Origin of the sequence: Rheinheimera pacifica (genome assembly GCF_024809855.1) — a bacterium.
Taxonomy (GTDB): Bacteria; Pseudomonadota; Gammaproteobacteria; order Enterobacterales; family Alteromonadaceae; genus Alishewanella; species Alishewanella pacifica_A.
Window position 1 is genome coordinate 1 of the sequence record NZ_JANUEM010000006.1, and the last position, 25063, is coordinate 25063.

A 25063-nucleotide genomic window follows, 5' to 3' on the forward strand; every position below is an offset into this window, starting at 1 on the left:
ACACAGTCATTTAGGGCAGTTATCACCGGCAGATTATGAGGAAAAAGCTAATCTCAACGAGGTTAATGAGTGTCTATGAAATTAGGGGAAGTCCAAATAGACAACAGGCTGCCAGCTGTGTTTGTAAACTCTCATCCAGCCATAACACAATATTATCAGCTTGTGTCAACCTACTAGTTACAGCATAAAAATCATTAGAATAGTTACGAAAACTAAAAGGAGGATATTCTTCAGTCGATGCCCAAATGGCATCACGCTGCTGTAGCCATTGCTCAAGATCATAAATTTCATACACAGGACCAAACGTCAAATTATCACGAAAAGACGCCATGCAACTTTCATCAAGGTTGAAAATATCTTTTATCAGACTGAAAGCTGAATCAGAAAAAGTTATATCTAAGTTCATTCATACACCGACAATATAATTAAAAAAAATCCCAGTAACTTCCACCTTCCTCACAAATCCTCATACAATTATTACAACGATTCGTACGGGTATCGCTCCAACAACGAGGCATTGGATGAGGGTTTTCATCTAATATTCTACTAAAATCTTCTGCACAGTCTTCGTAAGACTTCCCATCCCTACTCCAGTACTCAATCAACATAACGGTAATCACCCCGTAAATTAACTGGCGTCAAAAGTAGAATTTTCTCGTACCATCAACGCAGGAGATTCTTAATGAAAACACCTCTCCTCCTTAAAAATACCTACTAAATTTACAATTTAGCAAATCTAACAATCAAAAATAAAAACATCAATGATAATAATTGCTATTTTCAATACTAAATCCAACCTAAGGTTGTAGGCTTTGATAAAAGTAAACGGAATAAAGTAAAGTGATAGCTGCAAAGCGGAAGCAACAGGATTAGGCAAATGACAAAACCTGCTACAGGATCAACATTGGATAAAATCACTTTTAAAGACTGGCTCTTTGCGCTGATTGGCCTGCTTTTTGTGCTAAGCAGCCTGCTTATTATGCAAAAGGATTTTAATACCGGCATGACAACGCTGGTGTTCTTTGGTGCCTGCTTTGCGGTGGCAGTACATATTATTATTCGTAAATTGCGCTTGCAGCGTCAGTCATTACACACCGTAACAGTTACCGGCGGCGAACCTATCTACGCATCTAAAAAGCGCATCGCTTTGCTGGGCATTGGCTTGCTGGCATTTGGCAGCACCCTTATGTTGTTTCAGCCTGACGATAACCAAATTTTCTATGGCATTAGCCTGCTGATTGCCACTACCGGTGCCGTTTTACTGCTCGGTTTATTTAGCGGCAGATTAGCCAAAACCTATATTCAGTTCGACCCGGCAGGTTTTACTTTTGGCTACCCCAAAGGCAAAGTCAGTATTGCCTGGGAGGCCATTATCGATTTATACCGGGGTGAGATCCACAATAACCCGGCGGTGTTTCTGTCGGTTGCACCGGAAAATATTATCGTCGAACCAGCTTCGTATCTCGCTAAAGTGAGCAAGCAAATGGCATCATCCCGCAAATGGACCGGCGCTGATTTTGTTATTATGAGCTCCACTTACGGTATTGATGCACCAGTGCTAATGGCGGCAATAGAAAGGTATATCACCCTGCCCGAAGCCAGAGCAGAGCTGCTGGCTCAGCGGAAGTTAAACGAAGGTTGAAAGGCGGAAACCTGTGCTTATTTTGTTATCTGATAGAGCAATAACTAATGCCAGCGGTCCGTCAAATAAACTTTGATAACAGAAAGTGACTACTCTGTCAGTCTGTTAAGAGCGGATTACGGACGTTATGTGCTCTAGCCCTAACTTACAAATCCAACCATGAAAAATACAAATTATGGTTATCTCGGATGAGCTAGCAGTTTAAGTAATCGCTCTTTACGCGCAAGATAAACTTCATAGCCATCATATCCTTCGCCCGATAAGGCCAGCGCTTTGTTTACCTGTACGAGTGACTCTTCGTACCTCTCACTCTGTTCGTACCCATAAGCCAGACCGTTATATGCGTCTGGTTTTTCGGGATAGAGCGTTATACCGTATTTGAAAAGCTTGATCGCTTCGTCGAGATTGCGATTATTTACGAAGCTGTAACCCAATTCACGAACCACCCATTCCGGCGGTGGTGTCTGTTCACCATATTGCTTTGATAGCCGGTTGTAATAATCTGAGATTGAGCGGGTTTCGCCGGTATAGGCTTGTATTGGCATCCGTAACGATAAAAACAGATTGTGATAGGCATTAAAAATGCCAGCAGCTGACGTTAAGCCGTGTGATACAGCATCGAACTTCTCACTGATAAAGGTTAAGCCGTTGGGCGTGTTGGACGATATGAAGTTTTGCAAATCGTCGTAGCGCTCTCTCATAAAGCCGCTTTCTTCACCGATGTTCATATATAAATAGTTGTCTAAATTTTTTGTTTTAGACATAAATGCTTTAGTACTGTTTGCCGTTGCCCCGTAATTCCACCAAACAGCTGCACTATAAGCTAAATGTGCCTGAAAAAGTTCTGGATTGGTTTGCAAAGCATAAAGCACGAATACGCCGCCAGCGGAGGCACCCGCAATGACTTTAAAGTTATGAGTACGGTATTTTTTATCCACGAAAGGGATAAGTTCATTTTCTATAAAACTTAAAAACTTTGGCGCGCCACCGCCGATGCCAACCGGGCCTAGTGGTTCTTGATTGATTGTTGGAAATAAATCTCTCTGCCTGTCGGTATTTTCAATTGCAACAATGATAACTTCAGGTGCAGCGTCTGCTTCTTGCAGTCTCTCTAAAACCGCAGTAATTAGCGGGATATTGTCTTTACCATCAAGCCGATAGATAACTGGATATTTCTTATCCGGCGCAGATCCATAGCTCTTGGGAAGTTGTACTGCGATAGCTCTGTTCTCATTGAGAACTTCAGAATGAAGTGTATCTGTCAGTAGCTTGTACTCTCCATTCGAATCTGATGCCTGCTGAGCGACAACAGACGAAGTCATCACCGAGAAAACTATAAAAGTAGCTATTCTTTTAACAATATTACTTTTCCTCATTATTTTTCCATTTATTTTCATATGTTTCACGAAGCTAGCATGTAGGCGCATATATTGAAAGGCTTCGTGGCTCAACCATATACTGAATTTGAGGGCCATAACAAAGTTAAGTTGTACGTCCGCTTTTGGCACTTAGCAGCCTGTCGGATTAATTCAGAACTATCAGATAAAGTATTAAGCACGGTATTTACATGCGAAACAACAGGCGGCTGAGCCGCCTGATACTTACTCTTTACGCTTAAACATGCCATGCATTGTTAGCCAGGCGGTGAAGGCATTAAACCAGCCGGTGTTGGTAGTTTGCTTGGGGTACACATGCTGTACCTTAAATATTACATAACCCTGATAAACACCGGGTTGCTGTAAAACCACAGATCGCTCCAGGGGTTTTCGCCCTTTTCATCCGGCTGCGGTTCCAGCTCGTCGCGCTGATTGGTGCCGCGCAGGCGTAGGTACTGATCGGCCGTTACTTTGCCAAGTGGCAGCTCAAATACGCTAAAGCCATCTTGCTGTTGCCAGTCCTGCTGATAAAAACGCTGTAATACGCGGGTTGTGCTGGTTTCGTCGCTGTTGCGGTCGGCCACCGGGCCGCTGATTTGGCCGACAATGGCATCTACCCGCGCAACCTGCGGGTTATAGCCGCCAGCGTTTAAGGTATCCGGGTCGCGAAAGCGTACCCGCAGCACCAGTTCGTCCTGTGGTGTTACCGTTAAGGTTTCGCCCATACCGGCGCTACGATCGGAGCCTTTTACCGCCACTTCAACAAAGAGGGCGTCAATTAAATCACCGGTAACGGCAAATACGCGCCCGGCTTTTAAATTGTCGAAAATGCTGTCGTAGTTTTTATCGGCATAAACATAGGTTTTGGCATATTCACCGGGCCAGAAATCGGCCCAGCCATCGGTGTAGTGGCCGTGGCTGTCGGATACCGCAGTGACCCACCATTTGCGGCCCTCGCTTAACAGGCTGTCCCATACGCCACCTAAACGCGCAGTCATTTGATCATAGCCGCCCATGGTGGGGTAGCCGGGATATTCACCGCGCACGCCCTCTGGCTTAAGGCTGCCGTCACGGTTAAACACCGCAGCCTGATGGCCTTCAGCGCCACTCATGCCTATAACCACCTCGGGGGCGGTGTCTTGCCAGTCCCGTAATTGTTTGGGGGTGATTTTATTGTATTCGCGAAACCCGGTTGCCAACCGGCCCGGGTGGTTCGCCAGCAATAAAGGTGTGTCCGGTAAGGCTGCCATAGCTTTTAATGCCAGCAGCATATAGGCATCGTCGGCTTTATCCGGGGATGGCGGCATGCCCTGGCGGCCATTGTATTTACTTTCTATATCATACAGTTGCTGCGCTTCGCTTGGCCGCTTTGGCATAATAAAGGTAGCATGACGGCCTCCGGGGCTATTGCCCGGCACATCAAATTCCATACCGTAAAATTGCAGAATATGCGGCAGGGCTTTACGCGAGGCCAGCAATTCCGGGTAGGCTTGCTCCAGCGCCAGTTTGGCACGGTTTGGCCCGCCGTGATCGGTAATCACCATCCAGCTTAAGCCATGGTGCGCAGCCATCTGAGCATTTACCGGAATAGAATAAATAGCGTCGCCGCCAATAATCGGTGCTGGCGGAAACACGCTGGTATCCCAGCGCACGCTGTAATGGGTGTGCACATGGTGATCACCGGCCAGCCACTGGCGGGTGTCGGTGATGTTGGCAGTGGTGTCGGTTGCTCCGGTTACCGCCGGGGTTGCTCTTGTTAGCGCAGGGCTGTTCTGGCAACCCGCCAGCATTACCATACTCAGACTTAATGCACAGACAGACAACTTCATTATGTACCTCTTGTTAGCGATTAGTTTGAGCTTGCACTACGGCCATATCTGCCGCCGTTAACACCACCGGTTGCCCTGCCGCATCAGTGCCGGAAATTGCCGTTAGCTGTGGCGACGGTACCTGCTGCATTACCAACTGTGGCCGCTGGCTGCCCGCCAACTGAGCCCGTTCAAGCCGTAACTGCTTTACATCATCCAGGATCAGTGCCGGGCGAAAATCCGCTTCGCGGCTGCTAAAACGGATATTTTTCAGGCTCAGGCCGTTTACATGCCGCACATATAGGCCATAGGCCGGCAGTTCGCCAAACATGCTGTATTCGGGGTAGGCATCACGCTCTTGCGGTACTAAAAACAGCTGATGATACGGCCGGTAAGCCAGGCCTTTATTGGCCCGGCCAGGGTAGTGTATTTCAATATTTTCCAGGCTGATGCCATTAAGCGGCGCATCTGGCAGGCCGGTAATTGACGCCGGGATCGGGTTAAAAAACGCATTGAGTGCCGGGCCACGTACTTCGTAGTGTAAGTCGGCGCGTTCAAAGGCGATATCGGCTTTAATATTTTTCAGGCTGACATTTTGAAAACGGCCTACCGGCGTGTCTTTGGCGACATGCATATTGCGCTGGCCCAGCCGCAAAAATAACGCACAACCAACATGGCGGGCATCAACCCCGTCAACTTCGATATCTTCCAGAAAAGCGCCGTCTACCGCTTCCAGTGCAATGGCGGCACGGTAGGTATCAAACACCTGAATATTATGAATTTTTACCCGGCGAAAACCGCCTTGCGACTCGGTACCAAACTTCACGCCGTTGGCACTGGAACGCAGCACACAATCGGCAATATAAACATCTTCATTAAAATACCCCGGCCCCATAGTCGATTTCAGGCAAATGGCGTCGTCAGCCGAGTTGATAAAACAGCCGGTGATCTGCACTTTTTTGCAGTCGTTAATATCAATACCGTCGTTATTCCAGTAGGCGTCGCTGTGCACTGTAATATTATCGATTACCAGATCTTCGCAGGCGCCATAATGCTGCACCCAGGACGCGCCATTGTTCACGCTGATATCGTAAATCCGCACCTTAGTGCAGTGGTAAAAACCAATCACATTTGGCCGGTGATTAGAACGGTTACGCCAGGTATTAAAATCGCTCTCAACCCTTTTACCACTATGGTGTAGCTCGTTAATGTTTAACGCCAGCTCACGGCCCCGGCCATCAATAGTACCGCCACCAAAAATGGCGATCTCGCGGGCCTCATTGGCATACAGCAATGCTTTTAATTTGCCGTCGATATAATAATCTTCAATATTGACACTACCCAACAGCACGGCACCGGGTTCCAGCAATAAATCAACTTTGGATTTAAGCTCTGTAGCACCAATAAGATACTGCCCGGCAGCAACTTTAATTGTAGCGCCGTCTGGTTGCGCACTGGCCTGAGCAATAGCCTGCTGCAAGGCTTCGGTGTTATTAAACACACCATCGCCCACGGCTCCGAAATCTGTCAGGTTAAGTTGCTGGCGGTTGGCAAGCTGTGGCCGTTTACCGGCTTTGCGGTTACTGTCAAATAACTGCTGGTACTGCGCCAGTTGGCTGGCTGAAGCAGCAACAGAGACTAACTGAGCCGCAGCCACTGCAGCAAGCGAGCCCTTAAGAAAACGACGGCGGTTTAATGTCACGCTATATCCCCTTTTGTCAGTGCCGTTAAGCAGCATCAGGCTGCTTATGGCAAAAGTTTGCTCTATCGCAAACCTGTTATTATTTGCCCTGAAGCGGGCTTTTTTGTAGATATAACAAGCATTGACACCGGTGTCAATGCTTATGGGGTCTAAGCAGATTTAGTCGCTGCTACCGGCTTTTGCCGTTATCAGCGACAGGTAAATAAGGTTAAAGTAGCGGTTATTTAAAGGCTTTACGCTTACATCCATGCAGTGCGTAATACAAAATCATCGCGTAACAGGGTAGCAGTACCATATAAGCACTGACTGGCCCGGTTTGCTCCGATAGCACACCATACACCAGCGGCAAGATGGCACCACCGGCAATACCCATAATTAATAACGCTGAGCCTTTGGGCGTTAATGAGCCTAAGCCAGCCAGTGCCAGTGGCCACACTGCGGGCCATACCAGCGCATTAGCCAGCCCCAGTAACGCTACCAGGCTAACCGGATCCGGCAATAGCGGAATACCGGCCCAGCCCCATAACACAGCAGCAATAGCACTACTTTGGGCATCAGATAACAAAATCGCTACAGACAGTATCAGGCCAAGCCCGGCCGAAATAGCCAGTGCCTGGCGTTGTGACAATAAACGCGGCACCAGCAATAAACCTAAACTGTAACCCAGCACCATAAAGGCTAATGTATAAGAAGTCAGCGTAGTGGCCCCCGGCACTTGTAATGCAGAGCCCAGCAAACCGATGGTGTCACCGGCAATAACTTCAACGCCGACATAGCAAAACAACGTGATAACGCCCAGCACCAAATGCCGGTGCTGCCATACCGATGCATCGCCCTTGCCAGTGCTAACCGGCGCAGGCTCGGCGGGTAAATCGGGTAAGGCTGAAAAACGCAGTGCCACCGCCAGCAGCAAAATGGCGACAGCGATACCGGCATAAGGTGTAATAAGTTGCAGCGACAGCATCTCAAGCTGTTGCAGACGCTGTGCTTCGTCCAGTAAGGCCAGGCTTTCAGCGGTAATATGCCCTAAATCCTGCAGCACCAGCCAGGTAAATACCAAAGGTGCCAGTACACCGGCACTCTTATTTAAAATGCCCATTAGCGAAATACGCGCCGCGGCAGATTGCTCGGGCCCAACCCTTACCAGGTAAGGGTTAGATGCCGTTTGCAATAAGGTAAGCCCGGAGCCCACCACAAACTGCGCCAGCAAAAATACCGCAAACTGCTGGCTTAGCGCCGCCGGAATAAACAATGCGCACCCCAGCGCTATCAGGCCAAGGCCAATCGACATGGCATTTTTATAACCCGACCATATCAGCACCCGTGCCATCGGCAACGCCATTACCACATAAGCAATATAAAAACTAAAGGCGATCAGTAAAGCCTGTACTTCGCTTAACTGGCATACCAGCTGTAAAAACGGGATTAACGCCCCATTAAGCCAGGTAATAAAGCCAAACATAAAAAACAGCACACCGATAATAATAATCGGTTGCAGGCCGTAGCCGGTTTTGCCGGGATGGGTCATAACTGTATCCTGTTGTTGTTATTAATCTGAGTGCCTTGTAACCAGCAGCGCTGTATATCCAGCCCGGTATTAAGCAACAGCATATTGGCTAGCGCGCCCTGCTGCAGGTAGCCTATATCAGGCTGCAGGCCACACAAACTGGCCGGGTTAGCGCTAAGCGCTTTTAAACCACTGCTAAGCGGTAAGGCTAAATCATGATGGTAGTGGCGCAGTGCCGTGAGCATATCCAGCGCAGAACCGGCTAGCGTGCCATCTGGCAGTGTAAGCTTTAAGCCGTCGCGGCGGATTTCAGTATGCTGATAGGCTAAGGTTTGTAGCTCACTGCCGGTGTGTGCCATAGCATCGGTAACCAGGATCAGCTTATCTTCGCCTTTACATTGCGCGGCAATACGGGCCGACAACGGGTGTACATGCAAGTGGTCCAGAATAAGGCCGCAATACACATCCGTGCTTGCCAGTGCCGCCCCCACCATACCGGGCTCGCGGCTGGTTAGAGGCGACATAGCATTAAATAAATGGGTAAAACAGCGGGCTCCGGCATCAATAGCAGCAAGTGCCTGTTCTGCGGTGGCAGCAGAATGGCCCAGACAAACAATAACGCCCTCAGCAGATAACTGGCGAATTTGCGCTGCCGGTACAGTTTCCGGCGCCAGCGTTACCATAACTATGCCCAGATCTTTACGGCAAAACAGTGCCAGCTCAGCATCAGACAAGGGCCGGATACAGTCAGCCGGGTGAATACCCCGCCGCGCGGTTGAAAGATGCGGGCCTTCAAAGTGAATACCCACTATTGTATGCCCGGCTTGCGGCAACAGCTCAGCAACCGCATCAGCGGCAGCTTGCATAACCTGCAGTTTATCGGTAATTACCGTTGGCAGCATGGCCGTGGTGCCAAACTGCAAATGCGCCTGGCTGATAGTACGCAGAGCGGTGGCATCCGGCTGTTGGTTAAATAACACGCCCCCGCCGCCATTTACCTGAATATCAAAAAAACCGGGGCAAAGCAGCCCCTGTAACTGCTGGCCAGGTTGCGCCGGCTTAACTCCGGCCTCAATAGCACTGATACGGCCATGTTGCCAGTCTACCCGGACATTGTTCAGTAGCTGCCTGCCATCAAAGCACTGCGCTACATACAGGGTTTGCACTGTGCTATTTGCCTTGCTCATAACGTAATAGTCACTTTATTCAGCCCTACCGGCGCATCCGGGTTTTTGCCCATCGCCACCGCTATAGCTTCAATATCCAGATAAAAGCGCTGCATCAGCAATAATGGCTGCAGACGCGGATGAATGTCTGCCAGGGTGCTGTGTAGTGTTACTACTTCACCACCGCGTTTTTTTACTTCGGTAATTTGCGTTTGATGTGCGCCAGCGCTTTCATCTTCCAATGCCACGTTTAACAGGGTCAGCGGCTGGTTAAGTAACGATACCGGGCCGTGTAAAAATTCGGCACTGCTGAAGGCTTCGGCCTGAATACCGCATACTTCTTTGATTTTAAGTGCTATTTCACGGCTGATGGCATAACCAAACGCCCGCCCCAACACCACACAGTGCCGCAGTTGTTGCAGGTGTGGCAGTTGTAGCTGGGCCGGTTGCACCAGCACAGTTTGCAGCGCTTGCGGTAAGCCGGGTAATGCCGCTAGCAGTGCCGCATCCTGTTTCCAGTACGCTACCAGCTGTATTATCGCCGCCAGCGTACACAAATAACTTTTGGTTGCCGCAACGGCTTTTTCGGGCCCGGCCAGCAACGGCACGGCGTAGTCGGCCAGGGCTGCCAACGGTGAACTGATATCATTTACCAGCGCCAGCACCAAAGCCCCGCTTTGTTTGGCGGCACGGGCCTGCGCCAGTATGTCTTCACTACGGCCAGACTGAGATATAAGCAGCACCAGCGCGCGTTGCAGTTTAAGCTGGCGGGCAAATAAACTGGCGACAGAAGGCGCGGCCGCAGCTACCACCACGCCCAGCTCTACCTCAATCAGATAGCGGGCAAATACACCGGCGTGGTCAGAAGTGCCACGGCCAACAATATAGACAAAAGCCGGATCAAAAGCGCGAATGCGCTCTGCTACTTCGGCGTATAAGCTGCCGTTGCTGTCAATTTGTTGTTGAATGCGTTGCCAGGTTTCGCTGGCTTCCTGTCGCATCAGGGTCATAGTTGTTTCTCCAGAAAATACTGCCGGGCCAGTGCACTGGCGCCTGCCTCTGGCGGGCCCTGCACCTGGCTGAATTGTTGCTGTAATGCTGGCGGCAATAATGCCGCCAGCTGTGGTGCTAAACCGCCTATCATGGCAATCTGCGCCGCGCCGCTGTCCTGCAGGCGTTGCAACAACGCCTGAATATAACTAAGCCCCCTGGCCAGAATATCGCAGGCATAAGGATCGCCCGCCTGCTGGTGTTGTAATACCAATGGCGCCAACTGGCCGTAATCTGCAGCTTTGTAACCTATGCAGCAGCTGATCAGATCGGTATTGCTGTTTACCCCCAAACGGCGGCAAATACTGTGCGTCAGCTCTGTTGCCGGTTGCAGGCCATCCAGTACATCCAGCGTGGCGCTGACCCCTTGCCAGCCAAGCCAGGCACCGCTGCCCCGATCTCCCAGCGGAAAGCCCTGCGCACTGAATAGCTGTTGTTCGCCATTCACACTGGCAAAAGCGGCGGTACCGGTACCGGTTATTAAAATGGCGCCATCGCGCCCGCCATGGGCCCCCAGGCAGGCAATATGTAAATCGGTAGTAACCTGCATACTGGCAAAAGGGTGCCGCCAGTTTTGCATTTGCCGCTGTACCCTGGGTACATTTACCCCGGCAAGGCCCAATACCACATGGCTTTGCGCTAACATTGCACTGGTATAACCGGCCTGCTGCAGTACGCGCTGACAAGCGCTGAGTATTGAATCGGTGGTCTGGGCAAAGTCTGTTGCCGGGTTGGCCGGGCCTGCTACGGCTTCGGCCAGCAACTGGCCGCTGGCGTTTTCCAGCCGGGCTTTACACTTGCTGCCGCCGCCATCCACGCCGATAAAAAGTTGTTCGCTTTGCTGCACTAAAATCTCCTCAGACTGCACTGCTGATGCCATTAAATTTTCACGAAGATTTTGCGCTGATACATCCACCATACCGGCACATAACACAAAGCCAGAAAGGCAACTATCCATAACCCGGCGCTGAAAAACCGGCTTAAGCCAAGCTGCTCAGCTAACTGCAAATAGCTGCCATGTACCGACACACCTGCAATTTGCAGTTCCAGCAGCTTTTCCAGCGCCACATGCAGCACATAAGCCACAATGGCATTGGCACCAAACACCAGTGAAACCTGAGTAAACCTGTGATATTGCTGTACGTCGGTGTACCAAATCAGCAGTGCCAGCACCATGCTGGCCATGCCGCTGGTTACCAGTACAAAAGAACTGCTCCAGATTTGCTTAATCAGCGGGAACCACAAGCTCCACAGGCAACCGAGCAAAAAGCTGCTAAAACCCAGCACAAATAACAGCATGACCAGTTGCGGCAATTGCTGTTTATACTGCAACACTATGCGGCCCATAATGACGCCAAATAAACCGCTGGCAATGGCCGGATAAGTGCTGAGTATGCCTTCAGGATCCCAGGTGCCGCGCCATAACATACCGGGCAGAAACTGACTGTCGAACCAGTTAATCAGGTTGGCATCACGCTCCAATTGCCCTGCCGCCAAACCCGGAGCCGGTACCAGTAAAATCAGCAGCCAGTAACTCAGCAGAATAAACACTGTGATTTGCACCAGCCGTTTAGTGCTGCAGTGCATCGACAGCAACGAGCACACCAGATACACCAGCGCGATGCGTTGCAGTACGCCAAGAATGCGCAGATCGGCAAATTTCAGGTAAATCAGGTTAACGAAGATACCAAGGCCAAACAGGATCAGGGTACGGCGCAAAATTTTTACCCGCGCTTCTTTTAGCTGCTGTGCGCTACGCGCCACCGGCTGTAAACCGATGGCTACTGCTACACCAACAATGACCAAAAAGAACGGAAAAATAAAATCGGCAAAGGTAACCCCCTCCCAGTAAGCATGGGAAAACTCACCATAGGTGTTGGGGCTGTTAACCATAATCATAAACAGAATGGTTAAACCGCGGAATAAATCTAATGCCAGCAAACGTTGTGATTGCATAGTATATTCCTGCTTAAAGGTTTGATGGCGGCGCTTTACTGGCGGTAACCAGTTGCTGTAGTGCTTTTACTGCAGACACCACATCGGCCGGCACTGCTGATGCAGGCGGTAACGGTTGATCCAGCCAGGCGTTCTCCCAGGCAATTAATTGCTGCTCCAGTGCGGCAGTATCCAGTGGCTTACCATTTACTGCAGCCTGGCGCTGGGCATCGAAAAACAGCTGCCAGCGCGGCAGATAAAAGTGTGCGTACATACCCTGCCAGGCTTTAGAGGCGTAGTCTTTTAAACTCTCTCCACCCCAAATAGTGACTTGCTTACGGGCATTGCGCTCGTAAAAGTCGGCTAATTCCGGGCTGTCAGCATAGGCACGGGCATCGTTAACCCAGCTGTAAAGTGTTTCCTGCTGGCCGCCAATCAGCGCATCTACCTCCAGTATCAATTGCTTGGCCTGACGGCGGAAATTATCGCCCTGTTCTACCTTACCCTGCTGATAAGCCAGGGTGGTATGTTGCAGCAACATATCAATATGTTGGGTAACCGAATGACGGGCAAAATCGACCAGATCATAGCGGAATAACCTGTCCTGTTGCTGCGCCTGCGGTAAGGCCACCAAATCACGCAGTGCCTCATCCAGCAAAGCTAAATCACCCGGTGCGCCGGTGGCGCGCAGATATTCTGTTGAGGGGCGTTTAAATAACAAATAAGCACCGGCTGAGCCTTCCCACCAGCGAGGGTCCCAGTACTTGGTGCTAAGCGTAGCCTTGTACAGTTTATTCCAGGCTGACAACAACGCCGGGGTGGTGCTGCCGTAACGGGCATTCAGGTAGTGCTGCAGCCACTCTGTTGTTGCAGTAGCTTGCCCTTGCCAGGCTACGTCAAACATATACTCGTATGCTGATGACGTACCGTGGATCCCCTCCGGAAATACGCCATAACCGGTTAAATTGCCTTTTTCTTCATGCTGCAATGCATAAGCAGTTTTTTCGCGGTAGAAATCAAAATCGGCATATACCGGGTTGCTGCCACCGTAATTATGAATAAAACCAAACACCCACTGCTTACCATAAAACCCTTTGGCGCCCTGCCATACATCGTAGCGGTCGTTGCCGATATCGTGGATCATCATTTTGTCATCAGGTATTTTGCTTAAAAATGCCTGAATGGAATCCAGATCCCAGAAATGCCTGTCTGAGCCAAACATCCAGCCCTGCATTACCCAGGTAGCGTTGGGCACAACCTGCGCCAGTGACTGATACAGCGCCTCGCCATAACCGGCCAGATCCTGATAACGGTTATCTTTTGATACCGGCGGCAGCATTTCGTTAAAGGCATCCATCAGGTAGTAGTGCTGCTCACCATATTCAGCGTTGTATAACTCAATAAAGCGTTTGGCGACTTTAGCAAACAGCGGATCGGCAGGATCGAGCCAATAGGTGGGTTTAGGAAAACCACTCCAGGCTTTCATTTCAATGATCCGGGCGTCGGGGAACATTTTAACAAACTGCTCCGGCACATAACCGGAAAACGCCGGTACTACCGGTTTCATGTCGTAGCTGGCCATTTTTTGCAGGATCTGTTTTTGTAGCTGATGTTTTTTATCAATATAAGCCTGTGGCAACGGGCCTTCGTGGCCTTCGATATTGCCCATCCGCTGCCAGGGGGTAAATGCCGGGCCAGAAAAGTAAGCTGCCAGTTCATCGTCAGACACACCAAACTCACGCCATAGCTGTTGCCAGATATATTCCTGCCCTTCCATCGCCACCGGGTTATTTACCCCGTGCAACGCCATCCAGTCCAGTTCCTGCTCCCAGCGATCCCAATTCCACCACGGCGTGGTGTAACCATAAGCACACACATTTAAGTAAGCGCGCTGCTGAAACAAAGCCGTAACCCGCTCGGCCGGGTAATCAGCAAACTGCTCTGGCAACTGTACCCGGCTGCCTTCCCAGCTTACTGACATAGCGCCAATCTGGCGCAGATATTCATAAGTACCATAGCTTAGCGCCGTTAACGCATTGGCACTGACATACAGCTTGCCACTGCGGGCCTCAACCTGATACCAATCGGGCTGGTCATCGTTAACCAGCGAAAAATGCACATGCGGCACAGCCTGGCCTGCCACCCGCTCAAACAGCTGCCGCACCGGTTCAGCGCCTGCGCTGTTTTGTTGCTCTGCCACTACGCTTTGCGGTTGCTCAACTGCCGGGCTGCAACCGGTTAACAAGGCGCCAGCCAATAAGCAGGATGCCAGCACCTTGTGGCGGAACTGACATAGCTTTCGCGACGGGAACTGTCGCGGCGATAAATTTAGCGGGGATAAATGCATGGGATGTCCTTTTATTATCATCGTTATAATGCACAACACAGCGCCTGCCCCAGGCGGCAGGCTACTGTTTTTACGAAGTATTACAGGTTAAAGCTTACACCCAGATAATAGCTGCGGCCGATAACACTGGTAGTTTGCCAGGCACGGGTTTGCTCATCACGGTAGGCTTCTTCATCTTTGCCGGTAACGTTAAGTGCGCCAAAACGCATCGACCATTGATCGCTGATGGTCCAGCCTAACAGCAAATCTACCTGATTACGGCCATTTACCACCCGGCCTTCACGGGCAAAAAATGCATCGCTGCTGTCCTGAACATAGGGGCTGCGGTGGTTTAGTGCTACGCGGGCACTGAACTCTTCGTTTTCCCAGTAAGCGGTAATATTCCAGGTTTGCTCAGATGAGTTGCTCAGGGTAAAACCTTCGCTTTCATCTACCAGAATACGGGTATAGTTAGAACTTAAGCCAAAACCGGCTACCGGTAACAGGTCATCTAACCCCTGGTTCCAGCCAATTTCATAACCTTTTACCGTTAGTGTTGAGCTGTCATTGTAAATGGCGGTGATATCATAAATATTGCCGCTGGCGTCAACGCACTCTGAACCTGCCATACCCAGTGCGGTACCGTTATATTGCGCCGGGCACACCAGCTCGCTGACGGTGCCGTTTTTAATATCTTTCTGAAACAGGTTTACCGTTAACGAATCACCCGGGTTGTAGTACCACTCCCAGCCTAAATCCAGCTGATTCGCGGTCAGGGCTTTTAGCTCCGGCTGGCCCAGGTTGACAGTATAAGTGCGGCTGCCAACCGAGTTTGCCCCCGAGGTTTCTGACGGTGCCAACTGGGTGTTAGAGGTTAAAATGGGCCTTACCAGTACTTTGGCGGCGGCCAGGCGCACCTGCATATCATCGTTCAGTGCCAGCACAAAGTTAGCACTTGGCAGGAAGTTGTTGTAATCATAGCTTTGGGTAATTTCACCAATCGCCAGTTTAATTTCTTCGTTATCCGGGTGAGTGGCGCCGGTCAGATAAGTATTTACATCGCGTTTGGTTTGCTCGTAACGGCCACCAAAATTACCGCGCAGGGCCAAACCAAATACTTCAGTTTCAAAGTTAGCCATCAGGTAGGCCGAGGTAATTTGCCGCTCCATCGAATAACTTGACTGGGCAGCAAATAAGGTGGGTACCGTTACGCCTTCAGCCACCAGTGCATCGCGGTAGGCCTGAATATTGGGTGCTATCCAGCTGTGCGGAATACTCATCTGGTTGTCGAGGAAGTCGGTTACCAGATAGCCATATTCAGCCATTGACGGTAAATCTGCCGGGTCGGCATCACCAATAGCGGCACGGTCAGTGCGGTATACTTCGCGCTCCAGTGTTTCTTTACGGTATTTAACCCCGGCAGAAATACTGGTAAAACCGTGCCAGTCCAGTAAACGGGTTGCATCAAACTGCACGGCGGTTTCATCAGAATCCATTTTACGGCTGGCCCCGTTGGGGTATTCATTACGTGGCATGATCGCCGGATACAGCGCCGGATCAGCCAGGTTTTCAGCAACATCAAACACCACATCCGACGGGTTAGAAATATCCAGCGTAGCCTGCGAAATGACTGTCGCTAATATCGCCGCTTCTTCATTGTGTAATGCTTTACCTGCGGTGTAATGCAGCACGCTGCTAAAGGCCCAGTCGTTCCAATCGTAATCCAGCTCTAAGGTGTAAGCCTGCGATTTTGCGTCTTTTTCTTCCAACTGGCGGTTATTTTCGGTGGTAAAGTTGTTGATTTGGATCTGGTTATACACGCCATTTTCAGCCGCACCTAAGCGGGTGATCTGGTTTTCATTAAACAAAAACACCTGCTGGTTCAGATCCTGTTTGGTGTCATCACCGGCATAAACAGCGGTAAATTTAGCTTCAAATTCGCTTGTTGGCCGCCACTGCAGGGTACCATTAAACAAGGTGCGGTCGGTTTCACGGTCAATACGGCGATAACGTGGCCGGCGCGGCGTAACATCGCCTTGTGCATCAACAAACCAGCGGTCCATCCACAGGTTGTCTACTCTGTCGTCTAACTGCTGATAACCCATGTTTAGCAACACGCCTACGGTATTACCGGCAAACTGGTCAATGTAGGTAAAATTGGCTTTTGGTGTAACATCACCGCTGGGTGAAAATTCTGAATACTGGCCATTGGCCGACAGCAGAATTTTTTGCTCTCTGAAAGATAAAGGCGAAGCGGTATCAATATTAATAGTGCCGGATAAACCGCCGCTGTCCATGTCAGCTGTGGGTGATTTAATCACCTCAATCAACGACGCCAGTTCAGTCTGGATAATGTCAAACCGAAAACCACTGGTAAAATCGGCGCTGGCCATGGTCTGGCCGTTCAGGGTGGTACGCGCATATTGCGAACCAAGGCCACGCACGCTGATCGTTGAGCCACGGCCGTTAACATTAGAAATTTGTACGCCAGGAATACGCTGAATAGCTTCAGCGATATTTTCGCTGGGAAACTTACCGATATCTTCCGTGGTGATGGCGTCGGTTACCTTAGTATCCTGGCGTTTAATATCTGCCGCAGCCACTAAACTGCCGCGGAAGGTTACTGAAATAACCTCATAATTATCATCTTCAGGTGCTGTTGTTTGCTGCTGTTGCTCCTGGGCCAGCGCCGGAAATAATAACGACGCCAGGATCGATGCAAGAACTGTTTTCTTACCTAACTTGTGCTGATTCAACCTGTTCATACCTGCGCTCTCTTGTTGCCAATTATGGTTTATTGAACGTCTTTTCCTGTGTACCAGAGCTTGCTGGCCGGTGATTTATTAATCACTCTGGGTTCAAGTTAGCACCACACTGTCAACGTTGTCAATGAAAAACGTGACAACGTTGACATAAATTTTAAGTTATTGTTTATCAATGAAAATATCGATTTTCACAATGTAGAAACAGAGTCACGCAATACCAATTGCAACTCAAAGCCGCAATGTTCAGTTTGCGTTTCATTCTCCAGCATCAGGCTAATGAGCAAGGCTGCCGCTTTAGCAGCAATTTCGGCGTTGGGTTGGTGTACTGTGGTGAGTCGCGGCCAGGTTTGGCGCGAGAACGGGCTGTTTTCAAAACCTACTATCGACAAGTCTTGTGGCACCGCAAGTTGGTGCATACGGGCAGTAAATAAAGCGCCAGCGGCAATTTCATCATTACAGCCAAACAGTGCGGTGGGTTTATCAGCTTGTTGTAATAGCTGTTCGGTCATGGCGACACCGGAGTCAAAGGTGAAATCACCGGCGATCACCAGTTGCTCTGACACCGTTAATCCGGCCTCATGCAGTGCAGCGCAGTAGCCACGATAGCGGCCCAGTGACGATTGGTGATCTTTGTGATAGCCCAAAAATGCTATACGGCGGTGGCCCAGTTTTAGCAAATGTCTGGTAATACTAAAACCGGCTTGCTCATCGTCAACGTAAATGGTTGGGCACAAATCATCCGGTGGTGCCGAGCCTGACACTATACGCACTACTTTGGCCTGCTGGGCCAGTAGTTGCTGTACCAGTTCACGGTTTTCTGACAGCGGTGGTGTCAGGATCACCCCGCCCACCTGGTTACTGCCAATAATGGTGGTAAGCTCGTGCAGCACCTGGCCTGAGTGAGAATCTGTCGGGTGGATCACCAGTTCAAAACCTTTTTGCCGGCACTGCGATAAAATGCCGTTTTGCATTTCAATCACGTAGTGGCTGTTGGGGTTATCGTATACAAATGCCAGCGAAAACGGTGCGGTGCGCATTAGCCTTGCCGTACGGTTAGGCTGATAATTCAGCTGGGCAATCACTGCCTGCACCCTGGTTTTAATGTCATCACTAACCCAGGCTTCGTTATTCACCACCCGCGACACCGTTTTAAACGACACCCCGGCGAGGCGGGCCACATCTTTGATGGTAGGTTTTTTGCTCGACATAGCGTCCATTAAGATTAACTAAGCATGCAGCGTGATTAGCCAACTTTATACCGGCACCCGCTGGCTGTGCAAATATCTTTCAGCTTACAACAGCTTAAGTCAGATAAAAAACAAAGCCTGAACCAGTGCCAACATCATGTTATCTGGCTCTGGTGCAGGCTTTTACCGGCGATTAAAGCTTATTCGGCAGATTAGAACTTATAGCTTAAACCCGCCATATAAGTACGGCCACTGGTGGTAGTATTGTAAGGCCGCTCACTGGAATCGCTATACTGCACTTCACGCTGGTTAGTCAGGTTAATGGCTTCCAGAGTAAACTTCAGCGAGTCGGTGATTTGGTAAAATGCTGAGAAATCAAAGTAGGTGGTGTCATGGAAACCACGCTCATCTTCGTCAGCTAAGCCACCTTCTACTACACTGATATATTTACTGCGGTGTGCCGCAGCAATACGGGCGCCCCAGCTGTCTGATTCATAATACAGCGTAAAGTTGTAGCTCTGTTTCGACAGGCCAGGGAAGCTTTTTTCCTGATTCTCGCCGCTACCCTGCACGTTGCGGTACAGTGTAGTGCCATCTACCCAGGTATAGTTTGCAATAACACCCAACTGGTTAAACGGTGCCGGTAAAAAGTCCAGATCGCGCTGAAACGCCAGCTCTGCACCTTTAATTTTTGAAGAATCAGAGTTTTGTGGTGACGTAACGTTAAACAATGAATCCATCGTCGCGCCGGTGGGCAACAGTGACGCTGGCAGGCCAAGTTCGCTGTAGGCTACCGTTACCGATTCCGTCACAATAAAGTTTTCAATGTCTTTATGAAATATTGCCGCAGATAACGAGCCGACACCTTCGAAGTAATATTCCAGCGCTAAATCGAAGTTGGTCGATTCAAACGGCTTAAGATCAGGGTTACCTATAGCGATACGGCCAATTTCGCCCGGAGAGCCCGTCATTTGTGCCACGTTAGCCGACACCGAAATAGCGCTTAGTGACGGCCGTGTCAGGTTTTTACCGGCGCTAAAGCGCAGCAGCAAATCGTCGCCCAGCTCGTACACCAGGTTTAATGTTGGCAGTACACCTGAGTATTCGCGCTCAATAACAATATCCTGGCCGTTAGATACACCGCTGGATGTCAGTGTGGTTTCATAGTAACGCGCACCAACAGTACCGCGTAATGTTTTACCGCCAATCAGTGTGTCCCAGTAATACTGGGTGTACAAACTACTGGTTTCTTCTTCTACCGTGTAAGAGTTAGTCTGGATAATTTTATCTTCACCCAGTTTTAAATCTTCCAGGCCATAAAACGCCTGCAACGCCCGCACATCGGCCTGCAGCCACGACATATTCGGGTGCTCAGAGTAAACACTGGTTACCGCATCAGAAATAGTGTTTATACCGTTATTTAGCGGTGTAGCTTTATTTTCGGCATAACCGCCGTCTTCACGCATGTTGCCGCTGTTTTTAAACTTTTTGTAATTAGCACCAAAAGTTAAAATGCTGCCGTTATCAAACGCATAGTCAAAATCTGCTTTGGCATTATCGAAATCAGTGGCGATGTAATCTTCACGGAAATACAGATCTTTTACCGTCCAGCCAGCCAGCGCTGTCGGGTCAAAGTCGTAAGTGTTTACACCGTAAAACCGATCCTGGGTAAAGTCGGTGGTGATGCCGCCGCTGCGGGTTAAGTTAACCTTGTCTAATCTGGGCTGGTTGTAGTCAGAGGTACTGGTACCCAGTTGGAACTTAACACCAAGGTTATCGGTAATTTGCCAGTCGGTATTAAATGTCAGTTGCTGAAAAATAGACTCGTTGTAGTCTGAACGGTTTTCGGTACGGATAGTCGAGTTGCTAAAGCGGGCATATACAGCTTCCAGATCGCCGTTATTATCGAGCACTTCCAGCTCTTCAATCCGGCCCAGCGCAGTACTGCTGGCTCCACCGGTAGAAATATGATGCTCGTCCAGCTCGTTTTCCAGCTTGCCGTACATATATTCCAGTGCAAACTTCAGATCATTACTCGGCCGGTATTGCAGTGCTGTGGTTACGCCCAAACGCTGCTGTTCGTTGTCCCATACTGAATAACGGTTACCACGGGCAAACCAGACATTACCATTGGCTACCTCTGCGGCATCGGCTGCGTCAACAGCATCACTGATATTGGTAGACCTTACCTTACGCCAGCGATAGGTGTTATAGCCCATTTCGCGTGACTCTTTTTTGCTGTATGCCACCGAAGCCAGCGCACCAAAGTTGCCCCAGGTGTTGGATAACATACCGGCAAAACGCGGATCGTTACTGTCGGTGTTAGTATTGGTGCCCAACTGCCCGGCTACTGCGCCCTGAAAACCATCGTAGTCAAACGGCTTGGCGGTGCGCAAATTCACCGTACCACCTATACCGCCTTCTTCCTGATCGGCTGAGTAAGATTTTTTCACGTCAATTTGGTTAAACAGCTCTGAGGCGAAAATATTAAAGTCGAATGCCCGTGAGCGGCCAACGGCACCTCGGCTGTCCATTGGCGACGACGAAATACCCAGTGCTTCCATGCCGTTTACCTGCACGCGGGTGAAATCCGGCCCCAGACCACGCAGAGAAATCTGCCGGCCTTCGCCACCCTCGCGGGTAATGGCCACACCAGGTACCCGTTGTAGTGAGTCGGCCAGGTTCAGATCCGGAAAGTCGGCAATATCTTCAGCCACTATCGAATCCTGCGCTATCATCGAATCGCGTTTAATGTCTTTTGCCCGGATCACCGAGCTGCGAAAACCTTTAACGGCAATAATTTCAACGTCTTCATTAGTTGCCTGTACTGTTTCTTGTGCTAACACCGTGCTGTGCATACTTGCGGTTAATGCCGCCAGGATGGCCAGCGACATGGTGCTTTTTTTATAATTTTTCATGTCTACCCCTGTTGATTATTTTACGAGCGCTTTTACCTTAAACAACCATTGACACCGGTGTCAATTGATTATCGTTTTTTGCTTAAATATCTAAGCAAAATCTGTCACAACATGCTGAATAACACGGCAACCGGCAGATAATGCGGCCAAAATTGGCCCGGTTAACCTGGCTTCCCCACCAGGTAACAGACAAAATTGACACCGGTATCAAATATTCAACACCTTAGTATCTCTATGCTTGTGTACCCTGTGCTGTATGGCTTTTACTGCCTGCCAGAGCGTACCAGCCGATATAAACATAAGCACAGGCAGGTACCAGAAAACTCCACTGCAACGACCACATATCAGCTACACCTGCTTGTAGCAGCGGCATTAACGCACCGCCCACAATACCCTGACACAAATAGCCTGAAGCGCGGCCGGTGTGTACACCCAGGCCACGAATCGCCAGCGCAAAAATAGTTGGAAACATAATAGAATTGAACAAGCCCACCGACAAAATAGCCCACATCGCGATCTCGCCACTGCTATTCACTGCCAGTATAATCATCAGCACAGCTAACACAGCGTTAGCTGCCAGCAGGTAAACAGGCGCGATAAAACGCATTAAACCGGCACCAATAAAGCGCCCCACCATGGCCGCGCCCCAGTAATAAGACACCATTTTGCCGGCGGCAACTCTGTCCATACCGGCAATATCCAGTTGCATAAACAGGCTCACCAGATAGCTGCCTACCGCCACCTCAGCACCAACATAAAGAAAAATAGCCACCACACCAAAACGCAGCTGCGGATAAGTGCGCATCAGGCTGGCAAAACCAGTTTTGCTGCTGGTATCGTTTTGCTGTAGCGCTGGTAAACGCAGCCATAAAAACAACAGCGCAACCAGCGCCAGGATCACGGCTAACAGTAAGTAAGGCCCCTGCACCGAGCTGGCGTCGCCTACTACGGTACCGGCCGATAAAATAAGTACTGCGCCAAACCAGGGCCCTGCAGTGTGGCCCAGTGAATTAAGTGCCTGCGCCAGATTAAGCCGGCTGGCAGCATGGCGTTCATCGCCCAGTACAGCCACATAAGGGTTGGCCGACACTTGCAACACGGTAATGCCCGCAGCCAGCACAAACAGCGCCAGCAGAAAAAACCAATACCAACCCAGTACCGCTGCCGGATAAAACAACGCCGCACCGGCAGCCATGGTTAGCAGCCCTACCACCATGCCGCGCTGAAAACCAATCCGTTCCAGTAATATTCCGGCCAGTGGCGATACGACAAAATAGGCGCCAAAAAAGCAAAACTGTACTAAACCTGCCTGCAGGTAGCTCAGCGCAAAGGCGCCTTTCAGGTAAGGCAGCAAAATATCATTTAGCGCAGTAATAAAACCCCAGATAAAAAACAGCGATGTCATGGCCCAAAATGCCAGCCTGACATTCATCGCAGATTGATTGGTTTTTAATGCGGCCGAACCGGATAATTGCATTAGTTACTCCCTCCCGGCATTGCGGCCAATACATCAAAACAGGCACACAAGGTGTGATAATCACACTTGGCACCGGCACTGCTTTTTTCATTGTTGTAACGCTGGTTTTGCCGGTTTAGCAGCCGGTACCAGGCGCCATACCGGTGGTCAACCAGATGCTGCCAGCTGTACTGCCAAAGCTGCTGATAGGCGCTCAGGTACTGCGCTTCAGCGGTGGTTTGGTATAACAGCGCGGCGGCGGCGAAACTTTCAGCCTGTACCCAGAAGTATTTGTCGTCGTCACACCAGTTACCTTGCGCATCGTAGCCATATACCAGGCCACCGTGCTCACTGTCCCAGGCGGTGTTAAAAGCGAGATCAAACAGGCTACGGGCTTTGGTTACCAGAGCAGGGTCAGCGTCCAACCGGTTTAACTGCAACAGCAATTTAGCCCACTCGGTTTGGTGGCCGGGCTGAAAACCCCAGGGCCGGTACAGATTTTTCGGATCGTCTTTGTTGTAATCCCAGTCGGGCTGGAAGGTTTCAGTGTAATGTTCCCACACCTGCCATCCGGTAAGTGCAGCCTGGCGCACAGTAATATTGTGGGCCAGCAATTTAGCCCGGGCTAAATAGCGCGGCTCACTGGTAGCCTGGTATGCCGCCAGCATCGCCTCACACAAATGCATATTGGCATTTTGGCCACGATACGAACTAAGCCCCCCGGCGCTGCTTATTTCATCAGCATACAGGCCGAATTCGGCCTGCCAGAAGCGCTGCTCCAGTAAGTTATAGGTTTCAGCAATTTTATCGCGCCGCTGTGCAATACCAGCCTGATGCACAGCACTGTAAGCCAGCAGCACAAAAGCGTAACCATAGGCTTGTTGTGTCATATCCAACGGCTGGTGATCCTGTAGCGTCCAGGCATAGCGCTGGCTGTCGCTTTGGTAATGCACCTGCTCTAAATACTGCAGGCCATGCAGTACCACTGTTTTATACTCTGGCTGATTAAGCACTACTGATGCCCGGGCATAGTTAACAATCAGCCGGGTGCTGCTAACCAACTGGCGAAAACCAGGATTAAACAAGCTGCCATCATCCAGATAATTATGGAAAAAGCCGCCGCTGCTATCGATTAACCGGGGAGTGTAAAACGCCAGAATATCGCGACAATGCGCCAGTAAAAAATCCCGGTCATAACTTTGTGGCAACGGCGGAACAGACATCAGGCTCATAGCTGAGCTCCTTCAACAGCAATAGCACCGGCGACATCGGCCAGCACAGGTAAAGCAGGAAAAGCGCCATGGCGGGTAACGGCATGGGCACCACAGCGCGCAGCAAAGGCTAAAGCAGCCTCTACCGCAGCAGTGTTACGGCAAAATGCCGCCAACGCTGGCTGTAAACTTAACTGATACAACAAACCGCCAATAAAGGCATCACCACCGGCAGTGGTATCTACGGCCTGCACTTGCGGCACTGCAAGGCTGCCGTGTGTAAGGCGGTTGTAATAGCGCACGGGTTTGTCATCATGGGTTATCACCACCAGATGCGCCTCTGCCGCCAGCAATTGCTGAATATACGGCTCAGGGTTATCACTAAGGTAAGCCAGTTCATCATAAGAAAACTTCAGTAACTGCGCTTTGTTGACAAAGCCACGCACTACTTCTTTACCGGCGTGCCCTGCCGGCCAGAGATTATGGCGCAGGTTAACGTCAAAACTTAGCCACAAACCCTTATTGCGTGCTTGTTGCAGTAGCTCTGCCGTTACAGCGGCAATGCCCGGTTCAACTAAGGTATTGCTGCAAAAATGCAGCAAGCTGGCCCCGTTAAATAACGCTGGCTGGATTTGCGCACTGCTATAGAGTAAATCGGCTGATTGCTCGCGGTAAAAGCTGAAGCTACGCTCGCCCTGGCTGTCATGCGCTACAAAAGCCAGTGCAGTTTTCGCTGCCGGGTGCAGCGCCAGATGCTCTGTGCAAACGCCATAATGCTGCAGGGCCTGCTGTAAAAAATAACCAAAGCTATCCTGCCCTACCTGCCCGGCAAAACGGGCTTTACCACCCAGCTTTGCCACCGCCACGGCTGCATTAGCCGGTGCGCCGCCGGGGTACTGAGCAAACTGCGCAATGCTCAGGCCGTCAGACTGTATTTGGCTTTGGCTGATAAAATCAATCAGTGCTTCGCCAAAACAGACTACGGCGTTGCTGTGGTTATTGTTGCAGGTCATT

The 25063-nt window shown here is 50.2% G+C and carries 17 protein-coding genes; 1 reads left to right on the forward strand and 16 read right to left on the reverse strand.

What is annotated here, in order from left to right; translation table 11 throughout:
- Positions 1–73: 73 nt before the first annotated feature.
- Positions 74–406: a DUF1835 domain-containing protein gene (locus M2404_RS09770; RefSeq protein WP_259239540.1), complete on the reverse strand. Its 333-nt coding sequence runs from the start codon at positions 404–406 to the stop codon at positions 74–76.
- A 471-nt stretch (positions 407–877) separates the two neighbouring features.
- Here M2404_RS09770 and M2404_RS09775 point away from each other — a divergent pair, with 471 nt between their 5' ends.
- On the forward strand, positions 878–1642 hold the full coding sequence (locus tag M2404_RS09775) for a hypothetical protein (protein WP_259239541.1): 765 nt from the start codon (positions 878–880) through the stop codon (positions 1640–1642).
- A gap of 179 nt (positions 1643–1821) precedes the next feature.
- Here M2404_RS09775 and M2404_RS09780 read toward each other — a convergent pair whose 3' ends face one another.
- The 15 genes from M2404_RS09780 to M2404_RS09850 all read right to left on the reverse strand — a co-directional run bounded on the left by M2404_RS09780 (position 1822) and on the right by M2404_RS09850 (position 25062).
- On the reverse strand, positions 1822–3150 hold the full coding sequence (locus M2404_RS09780; protein ID WP_259239542.1) for an alpha/beta hydrolase-fold protein: 1329 nt from the start codon (positions 3148–3150) through the stop codon (positions 1822–1824).
- A 200-nt stretch (positions 3151–3350) separates the two neighbouring features.
- On the reverse strand, positions 3351–4847 hold the full coding sequence (locus M2404_RS09785) for a phosphoesterase (RefSeq protein ID WP_259239543.1): 1497 nt from the start codon (positions 4845–4847) through the stop codon (positions 3351–3353).
- Between the two features lie 13 nt (positions 4848–4860).
- A complete protein-coding gene (locus M2404_RS09790) occupies positions 4861–6528 on the reverse strand; it encodes a glycoside hydrolase family 28 protein (RefSeq protein WP_259239544.1) in 1668 nt (555 codons plus the stop codon).
- Between the two features lie 220 nt (positions 6529–6748).
- A complete protein-coding gene (locus M2404_RS09795) occupies positions 6749–8056 on the reverse strand; it encodes a sugar MFS transporter (protein ID WP_259239545.1) in 1308 nt (435 codons plus the stop codon).
- Positions 8053–9222 (reverse strand): N-acetylglucosamine-6-phosphate deacetylase, encoded by a 1170-nt coding sequence (gene nagA / locus M2404_RS09800; protein ID WP_259239546.1) that lies wholly within the window; start codon positions 9220–9222, stop codon positions 8053–8055. Before nagA ends, M2404_RS09795 begins: the two co-directional genes overlap by 4 nt.
- A complete protein-coding gene (gene nagB-II / locus M2404_RS09805) occupies positions 9219–10211 on the reverse strand; it encodes a glucosamine-6-phosphate deaminase NagB-II (RefSeq protein WP_259239547.1) in 993 nt (330 codons plus the stop codon). Before nagB-II ends, nagA begins: the two co-directional genes overlap by 4 nt.
- Positions 10208–11131, reverse strand: coding sequence for a glucosamine kinase nucleotide-binding domain-containing protein (locus M2404_RS09810; RefSeq protein WP_259239548.1), 924 nt, complete (start codon positions 11129–11131; stop codon positions 10208–10210). Before M2404_RS09810 ends, nagB-II begins: the two co-directional genes overlap by 4 nt.
- A complete protein-coding gene (locus M2404_RS09815; RefSeq protein WP_259239549.1) occupies positions 11131–12207 on the reverse strand; it encodes an acyltransferase family protein in 1077 nt (358 codons plus the stop codon). Before M2404_RS09815 ends, M2404_RS09810 begins: the two co-directional genes overlap by 1 nt.
- Before the next feature lie 13 nt (positions 12208–12220).
- Positions 12221–14533, reverse strand: a complete 2313-nt coding sequence (locus M2404_RS09820; protein ID WP_259239550.1) for an alpha-N-acetylglucosaminidase — start codon at positions 14531–14533, stop codon at positions 12221–12223.
- 80 nt (positions 14534–14613) lie between these two features.
- Entirely contained in the window at positions 14614–17277 is a 2664-nt protein-coding gene (locus M2404_RS09825) for a TonB-dependent receptor (protein ID WP_259239551.1), read from the reverse strand.
- 188 nt (positions 17278–17465) lie between these two features.
- Positions 17466–18485: a LacI family DNA-binding transcriptional regulator gene (locus M2404_RS09830; RefSeq protein WP_259239552.1), complete on the reverse strand. Its 1020-nt coding sequence runs from the start codon at positions 18483–18485 to the stop codon at positions 17466–17468.
- A gap of 191 nt (positions 18486–18676) precedes the next feature.
- Entirely contained in the window at positions 18677–21382 is a 2706-nt protein-coding gene (locus M2404_RS09835; RefSeq protein ID WP_259239554.1) for a TonB-dependent receptor, read from the reverse strand.
- A gap of 232 nt (positions 21383–21614) precedes the next feature.
- Positions 21615–22859: a sugar MFS transporter gene (locus M2404_RS09840; RefSeq protein WP_259239555.1), complete on the reverse strand. Its 1245-nt coding sequence runs from the start codon at positions 22857–22859 to the stop codon at positions 21615–21617.
- Positions 22859–24070, reverse strand: a complete 1212-nt coding sequence (locus M2404_RS09845; protein ID WP_259239556.1) for an AGE family epimerase/isomerase — start codon at positions 24068–24070, stop codon at positions 22859–22861. Before M2404_RS09845 ends, M2404_RS09840 begins: the two co-directional genes overlap by 1 nt.
- On the reverse strand, positions 24067–25062 hold the full coding sequence (locus tag M2404_RS09850) for a carbohydrate kinase family protein (protein ID WP_259239557.1): 996 nt from the start codon (positions 25060–25062) through the stop codon (positions 24067–24069). Before M2404_RS09850 ends, M2404_RS09845 begins: the two co-directional genes overlap by 4 nt.
- Between the last annotated feature and the right edge of the window lies 1 nt (position 25063).